The sequence below is a fragment of the Nocardioides albus genome, assembly GCF_014648255.1.
Lineage (GTDB): Bacteria > Actinomycetota > Actinomycetes > Propionibacteriales > Nocardioidaceae > Nocardioides > Nocardioides albus.
On record NZ_BMQT01000014.1, the window covers coordinates 124,479 to 140,498 of the forward strand.

Annotated in this window: 17 protein-coding genes and 1 riboswitch; of the genes, 7 read left to right on the forward strand and 10 right to left on the reverse strand. The window is 69.8% G+C overall.

Annotation, left to right across the window (positions count from 1 at the left end; all coding sequences use genetic code 11):
- The first annotated feature begins 41 nt into the window (after positions 1 to 41).
- Positions 42 to 932: an NAD(P)-dependent oxidoreductase gene (locus IEY84_RS24510; RefSeq protein ID WP_229788976.1), complete on the forward strand. Its 891-nt coding sequence runs from the start codon at positions 42 to 44 to the stop codon at positions 930 to 932.
- 52 nt (positions 933 to 984) lie between these two features.
- On the opposite strand, the gene thiC is transcribed toward IEY84_RS24510, so the two are convergent.
- The 7 genes from thiC to thiE all read right to left on the reverse strand — a co-directional run bounded on the left by thiC (position 985) and on the right by thiE (position 6,865).
- Complete coding sequence (gene thiC, locus IEY84_RS24515; protein WP_183551189.1) at positions 985 to 2,688, reverse strand: phosphomethylpyrimidine synthase ThiC; 1,704 nt, start codon at positions 2,686 to 2,688, stop codon at positions 985 to 987.
- 9 nt (positions 2,689 to 2,697) lie between these two features.
- Entirely contained in the window at positions 2,698 to 3,549 is an 852-nt protein-coding gene (thiD, locus tag IEY84_RS24520) for a bifunctional hydroxymethylpyrimidine kinase/phosphomethylpyrimidine kinase (RefSeq protein ID WP_183551186.1), read from the reverse strand.
- Complete coding sequence (locus IEY84_RS24525; protein ID WP_183551182.1) at positions 3,546 to 4,196, reverse strand: thiamine phosphate synthase; 651 nt, start codon at positions 4,194 to 4,196, stop codon at positions 3,546 to 3,548. The genes thiD and IEY84_RS24525 overlap by 4 nt, the downstream gene beginning before the upstream one ends.
- Entirely contained in the window at positions 4,193 to 4,960 is a 768-nt protein-coding gene (locus IEY84_RS24530; protein WP_183551179.1) for a thiazole synthase, read from the reverse strand. The genes IEY84_RS24525 and IEY84_RS24530 overlap by 4 nt, the downstream gene beginning before the upstream one ends.
- On the reverse strand, positions 4,957 to 5,157 hold the full coding sequence (gene thiS, locus IEY84_RS24535; protein WP_183551176.1) for a sulfur carrier protein ThiS: 201 nt from the start codon (positions 5,155 to 5,157) through the stop codon (positions 4,957 to 4,959). Before thiS ends, IEY84_RS24530 begins: the two co-directional genes overlap by 4 nt.
- Positions 5,154 to 6,260 carry a glycine oxidase ThiO gene (gene thiO, locus IEY84_RS24540; RefSeq protein WP_183551174.1) on the reverse strand — a complete coding sequence of 369 codons (1,107 nt, stop codon included), beginning with the start codon at positions 6,258 to 6,260 and terminating at the stop codon, positions 5,154 to 5,156. The genes thiS and thiO overlap by 4 nt, the downstream gene beginning before the upstream one ends.
- Complete coding sequence (gene thiE / locus IEY84_RS24545; protein ID WP_229788977.1) at positions 6,260 to 6,865, reverse strand: thiamine phosphate synthase; 606 nt, start codon at positions 6,863 to 6,865, stop codon at positions 6,260 to 6,262. Before thiE ends, thiO begins: the two co-directional genes overlap by 1 nt.
- Positions 6,859 to 6,968: riboswitch (TPP riboswitch) on the reverse strand. (Overlaps the previous gene by 7 nt.)
- A 277-nt stretch (positions 6,969 to 7,245) precedes the next feature.
- Between thiE and IEY84_RS24550 the strand changes: the two genes are divergently transcribed.
- The 5 genes from IEY84_RS24550 (at position 7,246) to IEY84_RS24570 (ending at position 12,955) form a co-directional block, all read left to right on the forward strand.
- The gene (locus tag IEY84_RS24550; protein ID WP_183551169.1) at positions 7,246 to 8,691 is read left to right on the forward strand and encodes a Gfo/Idh/MocA family protein; all 1,446 of its coding nucleotides are present in this window, start codon (positions 7,246 to 7,248) and stop codon (positions 8,689 to 8,691) included.
- A 35-nt stretch (positions 8,692 to 8,726) separates the two neighbouring features.
- The gene (locus IEY84_RS24555; protein WP_183551167.1) at positions 8,727 to 9,731 is read left to right on the forward strand and encodes a beta-sandwich domain-containing protein; all 1,005 of its coding nucleotides are present in this window, start codon (positions 8,727 to 8,729) and stop codon (positions 9,729 to 9,731) included.
- A gap of 93 nt (positions 9,732 to 9,824) precedes the next feature.
- Positions 9,825 to 10,724: a Gfo/Idh/MocA family protein gene (locus tag IEY84_RS24560; RefSeq protein ID WP_183551165.1), complete on the forward strand. Its 900-nt coding sequence runs from the start codon at positions 9,825 to 9,827 to the stop codon at positions 10,722 to 10,724.
- Between the two features lie 158 nt (positions 10,725 to 10,882).
- Positions 10,883 to 12,571 (forward strand): fumarate hydratase, encoded by a 1,689-nt coding sequence (locus IEY84_RS24565; protein WP_183551162.1) that lies wholly within the window; start codon positions 10,883 to 10,885, stop codon positions 12,569 to 12,571.
- An 87-nt stretch (positions 12,572 to 12,658) separates the two neighbouring features.
- Positions 12,659 to 12,955, forward strand: a complete 297-nt coding sequence (locus IEY84_RS24570) for a TFIIB-type zinc ribbon-containing protein (protein WP_183551159.1) — start codon at positions 12,659 to 12,661, stop codon at positions 12,953 to 12,955.
- A gap of 102 nt (positions 12,956 to 13,057) precedes the next feature.
- Here IEY84_RS24570 and IEY84_RS24575 read toward each other — a convergent pair whose 3' ends face one another.
- The 3 genes from IEY84_RS24575 to IEY84_RS24585 all read right to left on the reverse strand — a co-directional run bounded on the left by IEY84_RS24575 (position 13,058) and on the right by IEY84_RS24585 (position 14,803).
- Positions 13,058 to 13,285, reverse strand: coding sequence for a hypothetical protein (locus IEY84_RS24575; RefSeq protein ID WP_183551156.1), 228 nt, complete (start codon positions 13,283 to 13,285; stop codon positions 13,058 to 13,060).
- A complete protein-coding gene (locus tag IEY84_RS24580) occupies positions 13,282 to 13,932 on the reverse strand; it encodes a GNAT family N-acetyltransferase (RefSeq protein WP_183551153.1) in 651 nt (216 codons plus the stop codon). Before IEY84_RS24580 ends, IEY84_RS24575 begins: the two co-directional genes overlap by 4 nt.
- Before the next feature lie 64 nt (positions 13,933 to 13,996).
- Positions 13,997 to 14,803 (reverse strand): inositol monophosphatase family protein, encoded by an 807-nt coding sequence (locus tag IEY84_RS24585; RefSeq protein WP_183551150.1) that lies wholly within the window; start codon positions 14,801 to 14,803, stop codon positions 13,997 to 13,999.
- A gap of 107 nt (positions 14,804 to 14,910) precedes the next feature.
- Here IEY84_RS24585 and IEY84_RS24590 point away from each other — a divergent pair, with 107 nt between their 5' ends.
- Positions 14,911 to 15,765, forward strand: coding sequence for a DUF559 domain-containing protein (locus IEY84_RS24590; protein WP_183551147.1), 855 nt, complete (start codon positions 14,911 to 14,913; stop codon positions 15,763 to 15,765).
- Positions 15,766 to 16,020 lie beyond the last annotated feature (255 nt).

Genomic DNA, 16,020 nt, shown 5'->3' on the forward strand with positions numbered 1-16,020 from the left:
GGTACTCCCGCAATCCGGCCACGTCCTCCAGCATGGATGACATGTCAGAAACCACCGGAAATTCAACCCTCTCGACCGACGTCAGCGTGCTCGGGCTCGGCGCGATGGGCAGCGCTCTCGCGGCCGCGTTGCTCGACGCCGGCCGCGCCGTGACCGTTTGGAACCGCACCGCTGGCCGTTCTACGGAGCTGGTGGGCCGCGGCGCCGGCGCCGCGGACTCGGTCTCCGAGGCGGTGCTGGCGAGCCCCGTGATCATCGCCTGCCTCTTCGACCACGCCTCCGTCGAGAAGACCCTCGGCCCGGCCGCCGACGAGCTGCGCGGCCGCACCTTGGTCAACGTCACGACCACGACGCCGAACGAGGCCCGCGAGCTCGCGTCCTGGGCGGCCCAGCACGGCATCGTCTACCTCGACGGCGCCATCATGGCCGTGCCGTCGATGATCGGACCCCGCGCGGGCCAGATCTTCTACAGCGGCTCGCGGGCTGCGTACGACGCCCTCCTGCCGACCCTCGACGTCTGGGCCACGAGCGAGTTCCACGGCGAGGACGCCGGCCGGGCCTCGCTGGTGGACCTGGCGATGCTGTCAGGGATGTACCAGATGTTCACGGGCTTCTTCCACGGTGCCGCGATGGTCGCCACCATGGGGATGAGTGCGGCCGACTTCGCTGCTCGGCAGGCGCCGTTCCTCGCCGCCATGACCGAGGAGCTCGCCGGCTACGCGAAGGTCATCGACGGCGGCGACTACACCGTCGCGGGCCAGCAGAGCCTGGAGTTCTCCGACCTCTCCCACATCGTGCGCGCCAGCGAGGAGGAGGGCGTCGATCCCGCTCCGATCGCCGCCGTCCAGGCGCTGATCAGCAGACAGATCGAGGCGGGGTACGGCGCGGAGGGACTCCCCAGGGTCGTCGAGAGCCTGCGCGGCGAGGGGTAGCCGTCCCGACAGTGCCCTGGCCGCAGGCGGGCCAGGGCACTGTCGAGCCTGGTCAGTCGGCGAGCGGCAGATACACGCGGCTCCCGGCGGCTGCGAACTCCTTCGACTTCTCCAGCATCCCCGCCTCGATCTCCTCGGGGGATGCGCCGGCGTTGCCGCCGAAGCGGTCGCGCACGTCCTGGCTGATCTTCATCGAGCAGAACTTCGGGCCGCACATCGAGCAGAAGTGGGCGGTCTTGGCGTTCTCCGCCGGGAGGGTCTCGTCGTGGAAGCTCTCAGCGGTGACCGGGTCCAACGAGAGCGCGAACTGGTCGCGCCAGCGGAACTCGAAGCGGGCTCGGGAGAGGGCGTCGTCGTGGTCGCGGGCGCCGGGGTGGCCCTTGGCGATGTCGGCGGCGTGGGCGGCGAGCTTGTAGGTGATCACGCCGGTCTTCACGTCGTCCCGGTCCGGGAGACCGAGATGCTCCTTGGGCGTGACGTAGCAGAGCATCGCGGTGCCGTGCATGGCGATCGTGGCCGCGCCGATGGCACTGGTGATGTGGTCGTAGCCGGGCGCGATGTCGGTCGCGAGCGGGCCCAGCGTGTAGAACGGCGCGCCGTGGCACCACTCCTGCTGCAGGCGGACGTTCTCCTCCACGAGGTTGAGCGGGACGTGGCCGGGGCCTTCGACCATGACCTGTACGTCGTGTCGCCAGGCTCGTTCCGTCAGCTCGGCGAGGGTTCGGAGCTCGGAGAGCTGGGCCTCGTCGTTGGCGTCGGCGGTGCTCCCCGGGCGGAGTCCGTCGCCGAGGGAGAAGGCGACGTCGTACTGCTTGAAGATCTCGCAGAGCTCGTCGAAGTGGGTGTAGAGGAAGCTCTCCTGGTGGTGCGCGAGGCACCAGCCGGCCATGATCGAGCCGCCGCGGGACACGATGCCGGTGACGCGGTTGGCGGTGAGCGGGACGTATCTCAGCAGGACCCCCGCGTGGATCGTCATGTAGTCGACGCCCTGCTCGGCCTGCTCGATGACGGTGTCGCGGAAGACCTCCCAGGTCAGCTTGTCGGCCTCGCCGTTGACCTTCTCCAGCGCCTGGTAGATCGGCACGGTGCCGATCGGGACGGGGCTGTTGCGCAGGATCCACTCGCGGGTGGTGTGGATGTCGTCGCCGGTGCTCAGGTCCATCACCGTGTCGGCTCCCCAGGTGATCGCGTGGGTGAGCTTGTCGACTTCTTCTTCGATGGAGCTGGTCACGGCGGAGTTGCCGATGTTGGCGTTGATCTTCACCAGGAAGCGCTTGCCGATGATCATCGGCTCGGACTCGGGGTGGTTGACGTTGTTGGGGATGATCGCCCGGCCCGCCGCGACCTCCTCGCGGACCAGCTCGGGGCTGCAGCTCTCCCGCACGGCCACGTACGCCATCTCCTTGGTGATGATGCCCTGGCGTGCGTAGTGCATCTGGGTCACGTTCCCTGCCCGTGTCGACACAGCCTTGCGCGGCGGCCGGCGCTCGCCCTGCCACTCATGGGTGGCTTCGCCACGTCGTACTGCGGTCTTCCCGTTGTCGCGGAGATCCGTCGGCCGTCCCTCGTACGGCTCGGTGTCGCCTCGTTCCTCGATCCATTCGAGGCGGCGAGGCGGGAGGCCCTGCTCGGGGCGGGATCCGGGGCCCTCGGTGCAGTAGCGGTCGAAGGTCTCGCCGTTGGTGAGCGCGACCCGGGTCACCGGGACCTTCAGATCGCCGAGCTCGAGGCGGGTGTGGGCGGGGTGGACGGTCATGCGGTCTCCTCAGGTGTTCAGGTGGGCGATCGGTCCTCGACCGCGGCCGAGGGTCCAGTGCTGGCTTCTGGTGAGCTGTCGGGTGACGTACGCGGCGGCCTGCTCCGCCGCTTCGCGCAGTGGGACGCCGTGGGCGAGGTGGGCAGCCAGGGCCGAGCCGTAGGTGCAGCCGGTGCCGTGGTCGTTGCTCGTGGGGACGGCGGGGTGGGTGAGCGGGATCGGCGGCTGTCCCGGCTCGGCGAGCCAGTCCGTGCATGTCCCGGTCGCCTCCGGGTCGCCGCCGGTGACGATCACGGCCGCCCCGCCGGCCGCCCCGCTGGCGGCTCCGGCGGCTCGACCAGCGAGGGCGGTGGCAAGCTCATCGGCGAGTTCTCGCGGCGTCCCGTCGTGGCCGAGCAGAGCTCGGGCCTCGTCGAGGTTGGGGGTGACGACGGTGGCGAGGGGAAGCAGGTGATCGAGGTAGGCGCTACGTACGTCCTCTCCGCCAAGCACCGCCCCAGAGGTGGCGACAAGAACAGGATCAACGACAACCGCGGGTTGTGAAGCTGAGAGTGGGCTATAGGTCACTCTCAGCTTCACAACCCGCTGCGCGACTGCCTCTACGGCTGCCGCCGTTCCGAGCATCCCGGTCTTGATCGCGGCAATGGGCAGGTCGTCGAGCACCGCCTCGAGCTGAGCCTCGATGGTCGCGTGCGGAACGGGGTGAATGTCGCTGACCCCGGTCGTGTCCTGGGCGGTGACCGCGGTGATCACGCAGGCTCCGTGGACCCCGAGCGCGGCGAACGTCGCCAGATCGGCTGCCGTGCCGGCCGCTCCCCCGGAGTCGGTGCCCGCGATGGTGAGCGCGACCGGCGGGTTCACGCGGTCACCTCCGGCCTCGTCGCGGTGGCGAGGGCGGCCAGCAGGCCACGTACGACCTCGGCGGGATCTTCGGCCCGCATCACCGCACCCATCACGGCGACACCGTGGGCGCCGGCCGCCACCGCCTCGGCGGCGTTGTCGGGGGTGATCCCCCCGAGGGCGTACGTCGGCAGCGGCAGGTCCCCGAACGCAGCCGGCCCTAGCGGCGGCCCGTAGCCGGGCTTCGACTCGGTCAACGCGTACGGGCTGAGCATCGCGTAGTCGAACCCGTCCCCGGCCGCCTGAGCGACCTGGGCACGGGTGTGGCAGCTGCGACCGCGGGTGTAACACGCTGTTACACCATCTTCTCGCCCGTTATAACGACCGGATAGACCCACGAACGACGTGTTACCCCCATCGGAGGGGAGCTGCACACCAGCCGCACCCGGCAGCGGGGCGTGCGCGGCGATGACCACCAGGCCTAGATCTGCGGCGGCCTGCGCCAGTCGCGCTCGCTGCTCCACCGGCTCATCGAGCTCGCGGAGCACCACATGGGTCAGGCCGGCCTCCGCGCACTCGGTCAGGGTCGCGAGCAGACCGCGGCCGAGGCGGAGCTGGGAGCGGTCGGTGAGGACCAGGAGGCGCGGGAGATCTTCTGCGTGAGTCATGCGATCCTCCCCGCCATCGGCGAGGAGGCGCGGGCGACGGCCTGGCGCGGGATCCTCCCTGCGCCGCGGGCGGCGTGGCCGGCCTCGACCGCCAACCGCAGCGCCCGGGCCATCGCGACCGGGTCGTCAGCACGTGTGACTGCTGTGGCGGCCAAGACGGCGGAGCAGCCCAGCTCCATCGCCAGGGCCGCGTCCGAGGCGGTCCCGACTCCGGCGTCGAGCACGACCGGCACGTCGACCGCGGCCACGACGGCCTCGATGGCGTGCGGGTTGAGGATGCCCAGCCCCGACCCGATCGGCGAGCCGAGCGGCATCACCGCCGCACAGCCGGCGTCCGCGAGCCGCCGGGCGAGGACGGGGTCGTCGGTCGTATACGGAAGGACCGTGAAGCCCTTGCGCACCAGCTGCTCGGCGGCCTCGACGAGCTCGACGGCGTCGGGCATCAGCGAGGTCTCGTCGCCGATCACCTCCAGCTTCACCCAGTCGGTCTCCAGCGCCTCGCGGGCGAGCTCGGCGGTCAGCACCGCTTCACGTGCCGAGAGGCAGCCGGCGGTGTTGGGCAGGATCGGCACCTTCGCGGCGCGGAGCGTCTCGAGCAGCCCGCCGGCCGCCGTCGAGGACGTACGCCGCATCGACACCGTCACCAGACCCGGCTCGGCCGCGTCGATGACGGCAGGGAGCAGAGCCAGGTGCGGCAGGCCACCGGTGCCGAGGAAGAGCCGTGACGACAGGTCGCGCCCAGCGATCTTCAACGTTCTGCTCATCCGCCCTGCACCGCCGTCACGATCTCGACGACATGACCGTCCTGGAGCTGCCATCGCGCCCAGTCGTCGCGTGGCACGATCTCCTCGTCCACGGCGACGGCGATGCCACTCGGCCGCCGATCGCCGATCCGGGCCTCGAGCAGGTCGGCAACGGTGCCGCTGACCTCCGTCGGCTCGCTGTTCACGGTGATCTTCATCCGTCCTCCTTCGTCCGGAACCGCCGCGGATCGACCGCGGGCTCCACTGATCCCGTCTCGATGTGATCGGCCACCAGCCGCGCGATGAGCGGCGCGAGCAGGATCCCGTTGCGAAAGGCGCCGGCGGCCAGGACGACCCCCGGCTCGTGGGTCGGGCCGATCAGCGGGAGGTTGTCGGCGGTGCCCGGCCGGTGCCGCGAGGTCACCTCGACCACGCTGGCCCGATCGAGCGCCGGCACCACCCGGCGCGCGGAGTCGAGCAGCCGCCACACCCCTTCGACCGTCGGCAGCAGCGGGCCGTCGCGCTCCTCCGAGGTCGCTCCGATGACGACCTCGTCGCTGTCGGTCCGCGGCACGACGTAGACCTGCTCGCCGTGCACCCACGCGCGCACCGTCCGCTCCACCGGCTCCTGCGTCCGCACCCGCACCACGTCGCCGCGCACCGGGCGGATGAGGGAGGAGTACGGATCGGGCAGCTGCGCACCGGTCGCGATGACGGTCACCTCGCTGGTCGAGCCGGATTCGTGAGGAACGAACGAATCCGTGTCGAGACCAACACGGTCCCCTGCCTCGCTCGATGCGACCGTGTTGGTCTCGACACCGGCTTGCTGGCGCTCACCGGGCTCGACCAGCGTGGGCAACCGATCGATCAGCGCCGCGACGACCGCACGCGGGTCGACGGAGTGGTCCTCGGCGAGGAAGGCCCCACCGGCGACGCGACCGAGCCCCGGTTCGCGAGCGAGCAGCTCGCGACGTACGAGTCGTTCGTAAGAAACCCCGGCGAGATCGAGCACCGCGAGCTGTCGCTCGACCTGCTGGACGTCGCCGGCGTCGACCCCGACGAGCAGCGTCCCGCGGGTGTGCACAGGCACCCCCAGCCGGGCGGCGAAGTCGGGCCACAGTGCCAGCGACGACAGACAGAGCCGGGTCAGGTCCTCCTCGCCGTACCAGGCCTCGCCTGCCGGGCTGAGCATGCCGGCGGCGGCGTACGAGGCACCCGCCCCCGGAGAAGGATCGACCAGCTCGACCTCGTGCCCACGACGGATCAGCTCGTCGGCGACGGAAAGCCCGACGATCCCGGCACCGAGGATCCGCACCCGCATCAGCCGACCGCTTCCACGAGCTCCTTCGCGGCCTGGAGCGGATCGGGTTGTCGCCAGAGCCCGCCGATCACGGCGACCCCGTGGGCGCCGGCAGCGCATACGTCCCGCGCGGCCGCCGCCGAGATGCCGCCGATCGCGATCAGCGGAAGAGCTCCCGCGGCAGCGGCCACCGCATCGACCCCCAGCGGGTCCGGCAGCCCGGCCTTGGACGAGGTCGCGAAGACGGGCCCGAAGCCGGCGTAGTCCGCGCCCTCAGCCGCGGCCGCCTCGACCGCGGCCCTATCCCGGCAGGTCGCGCCGATGATCAGCCCCGGAGCGACCGCGTCGGCGATCCGCCGGGCCTCGTCCACCGGCAGGTCGGAGGCACCCAGATGGACGCCGTGCGCACCGGCAGCGAGCGCCACGTCGAGCCGGTCGTCGACGACCACACAGGCGTCGTACGCCCCGACCTGCCCGATCACGGCTTCGCTCAGACCGAGCAGCTCACGAGTCGTCGCGGCCTTGTCGCGCACCTGGAAGCCGGCGACGCCGAGCTCCGCGAAGGCGGGCAAAAGCGCGAGATCGTCGCGCGAGGAGACGAGGCAGAAAATACGTGGAAGAGGCACAACCAATCACTTCCTTCGCCGGCATGATCCGGATCAGGTGTAACGGTCGGAGCGGCTCCAGCTCCCTCTCAGCCCGCTGCCGCGGACTCCCGTGTGGACGTCTCCGACCATAGCGCGCACCACCGAGAACCCCCAGCCCTGGGCCCACCCAGCGGGATACCTCTGGTAGGTCGAGATCCGCGGCGCTTCGCCCGTCGCCCCTGACCCCCGCGACGAGCCAATCGTGCCGATCGACGATCACAGTGCGCGAGGGTCTAGCGCCGCGATGTGACGTGCCCTACAGTCTTCCTGAGCGATTGATTCTGCCGATACAAGCGTTGATTCGATCATAAACGATCACTCAGGCCGTGTCGGCCCGACCTCGACCTCGGAGCGAAGACATGCAGACGACGTCCATCACCACGCCCGACACCACACCCGACACCAAGCTCGCTACCGGGTTCTCCCGGCGCAGCGTCCTGGGCTCCGCCGCCGCAGTGGGCGGCGCCGCCCTGGGCATCGGTGCCCTCACCGCGGGCGCCACCCCGGCGCGCGCCGCCGGCCAGCGCACCATGGTCAACCAGGCCTTCGAGGCGCACGAGATCGTTCGCATCGGACTGATCGGCCTCGGCAACCGCGGCTCCGGCATGGCCCGTGGCTGGGCCGACATCCCCGGCGCGCACGTGGTCGCGGTGTGCGACATCCGCGCAGACCGAGCCAAGCGGGTGGCCGACGACCTCGTCGCGCGCGGCAAGACCCGCCCCAAGGAGTACGGCGGCGAGCGTGGCTCCTTCAAGCAGATGCTCGACCGCGAGGAGCTCGACCTCGTCTACATCGCCACCCCCTGGGAGTTCCACTACGACCAGGCACGGAACTCGATGCTGGCCGGCGCGCACGTCGCCGTCGAGCTGCCGATCGCCACGGAGCTCAACGAGCTGTGGGACCTCGTCAACACCTCCGAGATGACCCGGAAGCACCTGCTGCTCGCCGAGAACTGCAGCTACGGCCGCAACGAGCTGGCGATGCTCAAGATGGCGCACGAGGGGGTCTTCGGCGACATCACCCACGGCGCCGGCGGCTACCTGCACGATCTGCGGGCCCTGCTGTTCAACGACGGCTACTACACCGACGACTGGCGGCGCCTGTGGCACACCCGCAGCACCGCCAGCTTCTACCCGATGCACGGCCTCGCGCCGATCGCCGCCGCGATGGACATCAACCGCGGCGACCGCGCCGTCACGCTGGCCGCCACCGCGACCGCGCCGCGAGGCCTGGCCGACTACCGCGAGCGCTTCGTCCCCCGCGACCACCGGTCGTGGAAGGAGGAGTACATCAACGGCGACCGCATCAGCTGCGAGATCACCACTTCCGGGGGTCGCACCATCAGCGCCGAGCACAACGTGAGCCAGCCCCGGCCGTACAGCCGCATCAACAGCATCGAGGGTAGCCGCGGCCTGTTCGAGGACTACGTCGGCGGCGACTCGACCGGCGCCCGCGTCTACGCCGAGCCGCTGCACAGCGGCGACACCTGGCGCGGCTTCAAGGAGCTGCGCCAAGAGTTCGACCACTGGCTCTGGAAGGAGCTGGAGGACGACGCCTCCGGGAGCGGTCACGGCGGCATGGACTACATCCTGCAGTGGCGTCTCATCCAGACCATGCGCGCCGGGCTGGTCCCCGACATCGACGTCTACGACTCGGCGATGTGGTGCTCGCCGGTCCCGCTGAGCGTCGAGTCGCTGGCCAAGAAGGGCAAGCCGGTCGAGATCCCCGACTTCACCCGGGGCAATTGGCGCAAGCCGAGGGTCGGCCTCGACTCGCGCCAGACCGAGATGCCCCCCGTCCCCTGATCCGCACCGAACTCACCTTCCGAAAGGTACCTACCATGGTCGCTCCGTCGTTCCTCGCCCGCGCGGCTCTCGCGCTCACGATCGCCCTCGGCGGTCTTCTGGTGGCCCCGGCCGCCATCACAGCGGCCGCGGCTGCGGAGACCACGGACGCCACGGACACGGTCGGCGTCACCATCGGAGCGGTCGACCTCGACGGGCCGGCCATCGTCGAGGTGCCGGTCACCGTCCGCAACCAGTCGACGGCGGCGCTGCGCACGCTCACGGTCTCGTTCCGGGGACCGGTGGGCTGGCAGGTCGCCCCGGCTTCGCGGTCGGTCTCGGGAGCCGTGAAGCCGGGCGCCGGCGCCACGGTCACCTTCTCGGTGCGGGTGCCCGAACGGCGTCCGGGCTTCCACCTGCGCACCTTCACCGCCACGGCCACCTACCGCGGCGGTGACGGCGCGGGTGCCGCGGTCGGCACGCGGGTGGAGCGCTCCGGCGAGCCGATGGCCGATCTGGCGGCCGCCTTCAACAACACCGGGATCACCGACGAGAGCGCCACCGCTGCCGGGAACTTCGACGGTGCCGGCAACAGCTTCTCGGCCCAGAAGCTGGCCGACGTGGGCCTGGGCCGCGGGGCCGAGGTCGAGGCGCTGGGCGCCACCCTGGCGATGCCCGACGTCGCACCCGGCACGGCCGACAACGTCGCCAGCGGCGGCCAGGCCGTGAAGGTGAGCGGCAGCGGCAACGCGCTGGTCCTGCTCGGCTCGGGCAGCAGCTTCAGTGCCACGGGCACGGTCACTGTCTTCTACACCGACGGCACGTCGTCGACGGCCGAGACCGGCCTGCCCAACTGGTCGTTCCAGGAGACCGACGCGCACGGCGCGACGTTGGTCGCCTCGAGCGTCGGTCGCAACCGCCCCGACGGCTACGGCGACGCCGCCTACCAGTACCGGGTCTTCGCCAACTCGGTGCCGCTGACCGCCGGCAAGACCGTCGACTTCGTGGTCCTGCCCACCAACAGTGCCCTGCACGTGTTCGCGATGGGCCTCGCCGGCTGACCCGCTCGGGTAGGTTGCCGAGGTCAGGAGAGCACCCGAGCGAGTTCGAGGATCACATGTCCAGGCACACCCGGCTCGTGGCGGTGCTCGCCGATGCCTGAGCGCGTCCTGCGCGTAGGGCTGGTGGGCTCCGGGCCCTGGGCTCGGCTGGCCGTGGTGCCGGCGCTCGCCGCCGCGCCCGAGGTGAGGCTGACCCACGGCTGGTCACGCAACGACGCCGACCTCGCGGACCTGGCCCGCCGGTACGACTTCGAGCCGGCGGGCACCTACGTCGATCTGCTGGACCGCGTCGACGTCGTCGCGTTCTGCGTGCCGCCCGACGTCCAGGCCGGGCTGACGCCGGCGGCATTGGATGAAGGCAAGGCGCTGCTGCTCGAGAAGCCGGTGGCCCGTCGGGTCGAGCAGGCCGAGCGGCTGCACGGACATCCCGAGCCGGTGCTCGTCCACTACTCCCGGCTGCTCGACAGCACCGTCGCCCCGTGGTTGGACGCCGCGGCCGAACGTACGTGGTCATCGGCGAGAGCGGTGCTCACGAACACGGCCACGGTCGGCGACGACCCCTTCGGCCGATCTGCGTGGCGGCGCGAGACCGACGGCGCCCTGTGGGACCTCGGACCCCACGTGCTCGCTGCCCTGCAGGTGGCGCTCGGTGACGTGACGACCATCTCGGCCCGCCACACCGACGAGGGCATCGTGCTCGAGACCACCCATGCGCGAGGGGCGAGCGCGCGGTCGCTGGTGTCGGTCTCGGCGTCCACGAAGCAGGACGTCCTCGAGCTGGTCGGGGCCGACGGTTGCGTGCACCGCCTGCCCCCGGACACACGGGAGGGCGGGGTCCAGACCTACCGCGCGCTCGTCTCCGGGCTGGTGTCACCGTCCGGCCCGTCCCGCGGCCCGTGCGCCGCGGCAGTGATGGATCCTGCCTTCAGCACCTCCGTGGTGGCGACGCTGGTCGCGGCATCGGCGGACCTGCGAGCCGGGCCCACCGCCTGACGGCCGGCTCCCAGCCCCCGCCCCGCGCGTGACAGTCACGACTCCACGCCGCTCTCGAGCAGGCTGGCGCCAACATCCTCTGTCCTCGGTGTCGGCCCTGGAGCCGACGCCGGGACCGAGGCCGGGTTCGAGGCCGGGGCGGCGTACGATTCTCTTTCGTGGCTGACGTTGAGTTCCGGTACTCCGACCTCCTCCCGACAGGTAAGGACGACACTCCTTATCGGCTGATCACCAGCGAGGGGGTGGAAGAGGTCGAGGTCGACGGGCGCAAGTTCCTCAAGGTCGACCCCGAGGCGATCCGCCGGCTGACCGCCGAGGCGATGAAGGACATCAACCAGTACCTCCGCCCGGCCCACCTCCAGCAGCTCCGCAAGATCATCGACGACCCCGAGGCCTCCGGCAACGACCGCTTCGTCGCGCTCGACCTGCTCAAGAACGTCAACATCTCCGCCGGCGGGATCCTGCCGATGTGCCAGGACACCGGCACCGCGATCGTGATGGGCAAGAAGTCCGAGGGCGTGCTGACCGGCGCCGACGACGCCGAGACCGTCAGCCGCGGTGTCTTCGACGCCTACACCAAGCTCAACCTGCGCTACTCCCAGCTGGCGCCGCTGACCACGTACGAGGAGAAGAACACCGGCTCCAACCTGCCCGCGCAGGTCGAAATCTACTCGACCGCCGAGGGCGAGAAAGGCCCGGAGTACAAGTTCCTCTTCATGGCCAAGGGCGGCGGCTCGGCCAACAAGTCGTTCCTGTTCCAGGAGACCAAGGCGATCCTGCACCCCGACCGGATCCTGAGCTTCCTCGACGAGAAGATCCGGTCGCTGGGCACGGCCGCGTGCCCGCCGTACCACCTCGCCGTCGTCATCGGCGGGACTTCCGCGGAGTTCGCCCTGAAGACGGCCAAGTACGCCTCGGCCCACTACCTCGACAACCTCCCGACCGAGGGCTCGATGAGCGCCCACGGCTTCCGCGATACGGAGCTCGAGGAGAAGGTCTTCGAGCTGACCCAGTCCTTCGGGATCGGGGCGCAGTTCGGCGGCAAGTACTTCTGCCATGACGTACGCGTCGTCCGGCTCCCCCGCCACGGCGCCTCCTGCCCCGTGGCGATCGCGGTCTCCTGCTCCGCCGATCGGCAGGCGCTCGGCAAGATCACCCGCGACGGCGTCTTCCTCGAGCAGCTCGAGACCGACCCGGCGCAGTACATGCCCGACGCCGGCATGGCCGAGGAGATCGCGGCCGGCGAGGTCGTGGACATCGACCTCAACCAGCCGATGTCATCGATCCTCGAGACCCTGTCGCAGCACCCGGTCAAGACCCGACTCTCCCTCTCCGGCCCGATGGTCGTGGCCCGCGACATCGCGCACGCCAAGATCAAGGAGCGCCTCGACGCCGGCGAGGAGATGCCGGACTACCTGAAGAACCACCCGGTCTACTACGCCGGCCCCGCCAAGACGCCCGAAGGCATGGCGAGCGGCTCCTTCGGGCCGACCACCGCCGGCCGGATGGACTCCTACGTCGAGCAGTTCCAGGCCGCGGGCGGCTCGATGGTCATGCTCGCCAAGGGCAACCGCTCCAAGGTCGTCGCGGAGGCCTGCGGGACGTACGGCGGTTTCTACCTCGGCTCGATCGGCGGACCCGCCGCCCGGCTCGCGCAGGACTGCATCAAGTCCGTCGAGGTGCTGGAGTATCCCGAGCTCGGCATGGAGGCGGTCTGGAAGATCGAGGTCGAGAACTTCCCCGCCTTCATCGTCGTCGACGGCGAGGGCAACGACTTCTTCACCGACCCCGCCGGCACCGCCACGATCCCGCTCACCGGCATCCGGGTGCGGTCGAAGGAGCGCTGAGCTCGAGGTCCGTCGCGCTGAGCCTCGGCGATGCGGGGCGACCGGATAGGTTGATGGGCGCTGATCCCCGACGACGAGGAGACCCCCATGCAGTGCCCCATCGACGGTGCCACCCTGGTGATGAGCGAGCGCCAAGGCATCGAGATCGACTACTGCCCGCAGTGCCGTGGTGTGTGGTTGGACCGCGGCGAGATCGACAAGATCATCGAGCGGTCCGTCGGCGCCCCGCAGCCTGGCGGCTACCAGCAGCCCCGCCAGGAGCAGCGCGACGAGCGACGCTATGACAAGCGGGACTACGAGAAGCGCGACTACGACGACGACCGGCGCCATGACAAGCACCGCAGCCACCACCGCGAGTCCTGGTTGGGCGACCTCTTCGGCTGAGCCTGCCGGAGGCCGGCAACGCGCCTGAGGACCCCGGCGACACACCGACATCGGTGTGTCGCAGGGGTTGCCCGCAGGCCTTGTGGCCGCCGCCCAGGAACGCTAGACGTCGTTGTCGCGCCGGTTCTCGGGCGGCGCCTCGCTCGGTCCGGACCCCTGCGTGTCCGGGCTGCCCGACTCGGAGTCGGGATAACCCGCCGTCGAATCCGAGGGCGCGATCGGAGAGCCGCCCTCGTCCTCATCGAGACGCTGGGTCTCGGAGACCTGCCCTGACTCGTCGGTGTATTCGGGGTCGTCGGGCCCCTCTGCCGGAAACTGCTCGTGGCTCATGTCCCTGCGGTACCCGGTTGCCGGGCAAACCACTCCCGCCTGAGCAGTCCGAAGACCCACGAGTCGGAGACGACCCCGTTCACCACACAGTCCTCGCGGAGTGTCCCCTCCAACGTGAATCCGAGCTTCTCCAGCACCCGGGCGGAGCCAGCGTTGCGAGTGTCGGCCTCCGCCTGCACCCGGTTCAGGTCCAAGGTGTCGAACGCCCAACCCAGCAACTGCTTGGCCGCCTCGGTCGCGACCCCGCGCCCCCACGCCGCCTCGCCGAGGCAGTAGCCCAGTGATGCGCTGCGGAAGTCAGGGTTCCACGAGTTCAGCGTGCACCAGCCCAGGAACGCGCCGTCGTCCGCGCTTCGCGCGGTTACTCCCTCGCTCGGCGCGAGCGGACGAGCAAGCTCGCCGCTCGACCTCACTCCGGTCGTCTCGCCCCGCTCGATGACCATCCGCACCCCGCTCCCCTCCTCCGCCATCTCGCGAGACCTCGCGATGAACTGCTTCGCCTGTGATTCCTCCGTCCACGGCGGAGAGTCCCAGTAGCGCAGTACGTTGGCGTCGCTCTGCAACGCGAACAGCTGGTCCGCATCGGAGTCGGCGAACGGACGCAGTCTCAACCGCTCCGTCACGAGCGTCGGGGTGACCAGCAACATGGCCCAATCCTGTCAGCCAAGTTTGCTCGACGCACCAGATTTTCGGTGCCTCGTGCCGGGCCCTTCATCCGAGCCCGAGCGCCGCCTTCGCTTCCCGCAATGCCTCGGGACTACCGGCCGCCAAGAGACCCTCACGACGATCCGTCGGGTCGTACGCCGCGCCGTCCAGGCGGGCCACGACTCCGCCGGCCTCACTCAACAGCAAGGCGCCGGGAGCGTGGTCCCAGGGCAAGGTGCGCCAGTACAGCATGAAGTCGCCGTCACCCTTCGCGAGTGCGGGGGGGTACTCGATGCTGGCAGCAGTCGCTTGCGGCTCCAGCGTCGCGAACCGATGCTCGTTGTGCTCGATCACAACGCGGATATCGGCCGGCAGGAACCGTTTCATGACCGCGCCGTGGAGACTGCTCGAGGAGCGCCGGACCGCGACACGCTCACCCGACTCGGTCTCGTACGCACCGGCACCATGCTCCGCAACAAAGGTCCGAGAGTGCTCGGGTTGGTGAATGATCGCGAGCACGGTCTCGCTGTTGACCACCAGTGCCGCCATTAGTCCGTAGTCCGGCGAACCAGATGCGAAGGCGCCGGTGCCGTCGAGCGGGTCCAACAGCCAGACGGGCTGCTCGCCAGAGAGATGGAGAAGCAACGACAGATCCTCGGCGGCAGCCTCCTCCCCGATCACGACGCTTCCTGGGACCGCAGCGCACAGGCGATCGGAGAGGGCCTTCTCGCATTCCTGGTCGGCAACGGTGACGACCTCACCAGGCGACTTCTCCCAGATGTCCTCGGTCGCCAGCGCACGGAACCTTGGTCGCAGGTAACAGGTCGCGGCCTCGCGCATCTCGTCGACGACTCGGTCAACGTCGTAGTCCACGGGGCAAAGCTACTGCAGACCACTCGTCCGGCGACACGCCAGCTGCGTTTACTCCGGGCCCATCAAACCCATCAAGACTGTCGGTGGTCGCACCCATACTGGCCGTCATGGACGCAGTGGAGGCGCTGGAGCAGCTGGGTGGGATCGCCCACGCTGCCGACATCGTCGCACTCTCCAGCCGCCGACGCCTCCGCACCGCGGTGTCGAACAAGGCGATCATCCACGTCGACCGCGACCGCTATGCGCTGCGTCGTGATGACCTGGGAATGCGGCTCGCTCTGGAACACAACGCACATCTATCCCATCTCAGCGCAGCCGTTCATCACGGCTGGAAGGTGCGGAGCACCCCGGGAATACCTCACCTGCTTCTGCCGACGGGTCGTCCAGCGCCCACGAGCAAGGCGAGATTCTGGTTCCATGACGCCCGCCGAGACGAGCTCGACGGGTGGGCGACCGGTCCGCTCCTGACCGTCCTGCTCTGCGCGCGCGACCTGCCGTTCGACGCGGCGCTGACCGTCGCCGACTCGGCCCTGCGCGAGAAGGCCGTAGCCCATGACGAGCTCGTCGTCGCGGCGTCTTCGTGGCGCGGAGGCAACGACGAATGCGTCCGGCTCGTGGCATCCCACGCCAACGGACTGGCCAAGAACCCTTTCGAATCAGGCCTGCGAGCGATCACGATCAAGGCGAAGCTCGAGTTCATCCCGCAGTACGAGGTGCGAGTCGGCGCGCTGACCGTGCACCCTGATCTCGTAGACCCGATCAACGGCATCATCCTCGAGGCCGACTCGTGGGGCTTCCATGCCGACAAAGAGGCGCATGATCGCGACTGCCAGCGTTACACGATGCTCACCTCCGACGGCTGGATCGTGCTGCGTTTCACCTATGACCAGGTCATGTTCCAGCCGGACTATGTTCTGAGGTGCGTCGAGATGGCGCTGGCTCATCGTGCAGCGGCAGCGTGATCGCCTTGCTCCAGGCGCATCGCCCCTGATCCCGGCCACAACCCCTCCAGATTGAATCCGAGCTTCTCCAGCGCGTGGGCGGAGGGGAGCGTTGCGGGTGTCGCCCGGCCACAATGACCCGCACAAGCCCGGGCGACACGCCGCGTCTCGGCGTGTCGCACGTCAGTTCAGAATGCATGTGGCCTCTAGTTGTACTCAGCCAAGAGGTTGGTGACACTCCGGGTCGGTTGTTGACCTAGCGAAGACCTCCGGGTG